Origin of the sequence: Dolichospermum sp. LEGE 00246 (assembly GCF_015207865.1) — a bacterium.
Lineage (GTDB): Bacteria > Cyanobacteriota > Cyanobacteriia > Cyanobacteriales > Nostocaceae > Dolichospermum > Dolichospermum heterosporum.
This window is the reverse complement of sequence record NZ_JADEWA010000478.1, coordinates 1-4124: the sequence shown is the minus strand read 5'-3', so window position 1 is coordinate 4124 and position 4124 is coordinate 1. Positions and strand designations below refer to the sequence as shown.

The window sequence follows — 4124 nt, the reverse complement described above, 5'->3', positions numbered from 1 at the left end:
AATGAATTTTCCTAGTATTTAGTCATCTTTTAGATGACTTTCGCTATTAGCAAGGAACTTGAGTTCCTTGCGGGATGAAGATTTTGCGTTAAGTTGACACCATTAAGCTTTTGCTTTACCCCTACCCGCAGAATCAAATAATTAAGCCGTGTTGAGTATAAGTAATTGGACAAAAATATTTACAGTCATTGCGAGCGAAGGGAAGCAATCACAACCCTTGGAATTGCTTCATTTCACGTCGTTCCATTAGTGTCGAGTAAGTAAGAATAAGACATTTTTACAGTTCAATATCATCTAGGGGTAATAATCCTTCATCAACATTGGGAAAATCTTCTTCAATATCATCTAAGGTGGCAAAAATTTCCAGGAGGGATTTTTTCTGATAGGGCATTCATGACAGTGCGAGGTAGAAGGCGACGCAATCGGAGGGCGATCGCACATCATCAATGGTATAATCACTATCACTTCAAAAAGCGGTGATCTATTTAAATTGAAATAAAACTGTCTGATAGCGAAGCGTGGCGCAAGCCATATCAGGATGTCCAGAATTAAAGGATGAACAGGATGGAAACAGAAAAATATAGAGATGTAAAAATGAATGAATTAGCACCAATCATTAAATTAGGTAATCCGATATTACGACAAAAAGCTGCTGCGGTTGAGAATATTCAAAGTCAAGAAATTCAAACCCTGATTGATGAATTAATTACCTCAGTTGCTCAAGCTAATGGGGTGGGAATTGCTGCACCACAAATAGCAGCATCCTACCGTTTATTTATCGTCGCTTCCCGTCCTAATGCTAGATATCCCCATGCGCCAGAAATGCAACCAACAGCAGTGATCAATCCCCGAATTGTTGCCAATTCTTCAGAAGTGGTTAAAGATTGGGAAGGTTGTTTAAGTGTTCCTGGAATTAGGGGTTTAGTTCCTAGATATCAAACAATTGAAGTTGAATATACAGACCGTTATGGCAATTTACAAAAACAAGAATTAACTGATTTTATTGCCCGAATTTTTCAACATGAGTATGATCATCTCGAAGGATTAGTATTTTTAGATCGGGTAGAAAACAATCAGGATTTAATTAGTGAGGAAGAATATCAGAAATCTGTAATGGGTAATGGGTAATGGGTAATGGGTAATGGGTAATGGGAAGAAAAATATTATTCCCTTCCCACAATTTCATCAAAATCCTAATTTTTCTAAGATGGGTTTTGTGGATACTATATGTCGTTCTAAACCAAGTTCTTTGGGACTGACACCTAAAGCTAAAGCAATCAATTGGGGTAGGTGTAAGATTGGTAAACCTAATTTTTGACCAATTACTTTTTCCACTTCTGGTTGACGAGAATCTAAATTCAAATGACACAGCGGACATGGTGTGACAATACAATCAGCCCCATTGGCTAAAGCTTCTTGAATATGATTTCCGGCCATTTGGAAAGATTCGGTTGTCGCGTAGCTGGATAAAGGCCAACCACAGCATTGAGTTCTGCCACGATAATATACAGGTGTAGCCCCTACAGCCCGAAATACATTTTCCATTGCTTCGGGTTGAAAAGGATCATCATAGGGCATGGATTTTTGAGCGCGGAGTAGATAACAACCATAGAAAGCTGCACATTTTAATCCACTTAATTTTTTGGTGACTCGCTGGGTAATTTCTTCTAAACCATAATCTGCGACTAAAGCATAAAGAAGATGTTTAACTTCTGTACTCCCCCGATAGGGTGAACAGCCTTCTTTTTCTAATAAACCATTAACTTTGTGGAGATAGTCGGGATTTGTTGATTGGCATTCTTTTAACCGTTCATCAACATGACCGATTACACCCTGGCAAGTGCTGCAATGGGTGAGTAACGGGAGATTTAATGATTCTGCTAAGGCGATATTTCTGGCGTTAACTGTGTCTTCTAAGAGTTGAGAATCTTCTTTAAATGTCCCTGAACCACAGCAAGAGGCTTTTTTCAGTTCAACCAGTTCAATACCCAAGGCTTGGGTGAGAGATTGGGTTGACATATACAGTTCTCGACAAGCTCCTTGAGCTACACAGCCTGGATAATAAGCGTATTTTAGCGTTTTAGATAGCATAGAATTATATTAGGTTTAATGTTTTAGATGTGATGGGTATTTATTGGGAGTTAATTGGGTTATTCAACTCTCTATCTCTGATTTTCAGGATCTCCTTAATCTTTAATCCCCAGTTTTAATGATAGAACCTATACTCAGGTTCACTCTTTCCGATAAGATGTATATGCCCAAAAAAAACTTTGTTCATTTAGAGCAAATCATAGCAACTTGTTAAGGACTTTTATTTATGAGCCAAGCAGATATTTTTGAAAAGGTTAAAGCAATTATCGTTGAGCAACTTAGTGTAGAAGATGAGGCTAAGGTTACACTACAAGCCAGTTTTGTTGATGATTTAGGGGCTGATTCCCTAGATACAGTTGAATTGGTAATGGCTTTGGAAGAAGAATTTGATATCGAAATTCCTGATGAAGCGGCTGAAAAAATTCTCACTGTTCAAAACGTTATAGATTATATAAATAATCACGTTGCTGCATCTGCATAGACAAATTTTAATTCAGTATTGGCGGGTTTAAATGGACACTTTAAGAGTATATTAATTAACTGGATAAACCCGCCCGTACATGAGTGTTGAGTGTCTAAGCTATAAGTTTGACTTCAAAAAAAAGCACTAAAAGTTCATAATATTGAGCAAACAGTATACTCTTGGACTTTGGATACTTAACTCGGAACTCAGCACTCCTTATTGTCCAATCTGCTGCTTTTTCGCCATATTTAATGTAATCATGACAGACTATAAACGTAACCGCGTTGTTGTAACAGGTGTGGGCGCGGTTACACCTATTGGTAACACATCTTCTGAATATTGGGAAGGATTATTAAGCGGACGCAATGGAATTGACTATATCACTGCTTTTGATGCGTCTAAACATAGTTGCCGCATTGCGGGTGAAGTTAAAAACTTTGATCCAGAGAGTTATTTAGAACGCAAAGAAGCCAAGCGGATGGATCGGTTTGCCCAATTGGGTGTATCGGCAGCTATTCAAGCTGTAGCAGATGCGGGTTTGGTGATTAATGATCTCAATGCAGAACAAGTTGGTGTGATCATCGGTTCGGGTATTGGTGGAATTAAGGTATTAGAAGACCAACAAACCACTTACTTGAATCGCGGACCGGATCGTTGTAGTCCCTTCATGATTCCCATGATGATTGCCAACATGGCAGCAGGATTAACGGCAATTCATACGGGTGCAAAAGGTCCAAATTCCTGTTCTGTAACGGCTTGTGCTGCTGGTTCTAATTCTATCGGCGATGCTTTTCGTCAAATTCAAGGCGGATATGCCCAGGCGATGATTTGCGGTGGCTGTGAGGCGGCAGTTACACCTTTGTCGGTGGCGGGGTTTGCGGCTGCTCGCGCTTTATCAACTCGCAATGATGATCCAGCCCATGCTTGTCGTCCGTTTGATCGGGATCGGGATGGCTTTGTTATGGGTGAGGGGGCAGGAATTTTAATTCTTGAAGAATTGGAACACGCCATTAGTCGTGGTGCAAAGATTTATGGGGAAATTGTCGGTTACGGGATGACCTGTGATGCTTATCACATGACTTCGCCTGTTCCTGGTGGTTTAGGTGCGGCTAGAGCAATTGAATTAGCTTTAAAAGATGGGGCGCTGACACCGGAAATGGTTAGTTATATCAATGCTCATGGAACTAGTACACAAGCTAATGATGTGAATGAAACTGCTGCTATTAAGAAAGCTTTGGGGGAGTATGCTTATAAGGTGGCGATTAGTTCGACTAAATCCATGACAGGACATTTGTTAGGTGGTTCTGGTGGGATTGAAGCTGTAGCGACAATTTTGGCGATCGCTCATAACAAAATTCCCCCCACCATCAATATCGAAAATCTTGATCCTGAATGTGACCTAGATTATGTTCCCCATACTAGCCGTGATCAGGTAGTCGAGGTGGCTTTATCTAATTCTTTTGGCTTTGGTGGTCATAATGTTACCCTGGCATTCAAGAAATTTACTCTCTAGTGATTTGCAAATAAAAAATATCCTATCGCTGTTAGGGCAGGGGGCAGGGGGCAGGGG

General features: G+C 40.1%; 5 protein-coding genes. 3 read left to right on the top strand and 2 right to left on the bottom strand.

All coding sequences use genetic code 11. The annotated features are described in order from the left end of the window. Positions 1-277: 277 nt before the first annotated feature. On the bottom strand, positions 278-391 hold the full coding sequence (locus IQ228_RS22525; RefSeq protein WP_201769148.1) for a SpoVT/AbrB-like protein: 114 nt from the start codon (positions 389-391) through the stop codon (positions 278-280). Positions 392-594: 203 nt separating this feature from the next. Here IQ228_RS22525 and def point away from each other — a divergent pair, with 203 nt between their 5' ends. Continuing rightward, positions 595-1128 (top strand): peptide deformylase, encoded by a 534-nt coding sequence (gene def, locus IQ228_RS22520; RefSeq protein WP_027402744.1) that lies wholly within the window; start codon positions 595-597, stop codon positions 1126-1128. A gap of 57 nt (positions 1129-1185) precedes the next feature. Here the strand turns inward: def and IQ228_RS22515 are convergent, their stop codons facing one another. Beyond that, positions 1186-2091 carry a CoB--CoM heterodisulfide reductase iron-sulfur subunit B family protein gene (locus tag IQ228_RS22515; protein WP_027402745.1) on the bottom strand — a complete coding sequence of 302 codons (906 nt, stop codon included), beginning with the start codon at positions 2089-2091 and terminating at the stop codon, positions 1186-1188. A gap of 226 nt (positions 2092-2317) precedes the next feature. Between IQ228_RS22515 and acpP the strand changes: the two genes are divergently transcribed. Beyond that, positions 2318-2572 carry an acyl carrier protein gene (acpP, locus tag IQ228_RS22510; protein ID WP_027402746.1) on the top strand — a complete coding sequence of 85 codons (255 nt, stop codon included), beginning with the start codon at positions 2318-2320 and terminating at the stop codon, positions 2570-2572. Between the two features lie 241 nt (positions 2573-2813). Continuing rightward, positions 2814-4067, top strand: coding sequence for a beta-ketoacyl-ACP synthase II (gene fabF, locus IQ228_RS22505; protein WP_027402747.1), 1254 nt, complete (start codon positions 2814-2816; stop codon positions 4065-4067). Positions 4068-4124: the final 57 nt, after the last annotated feature.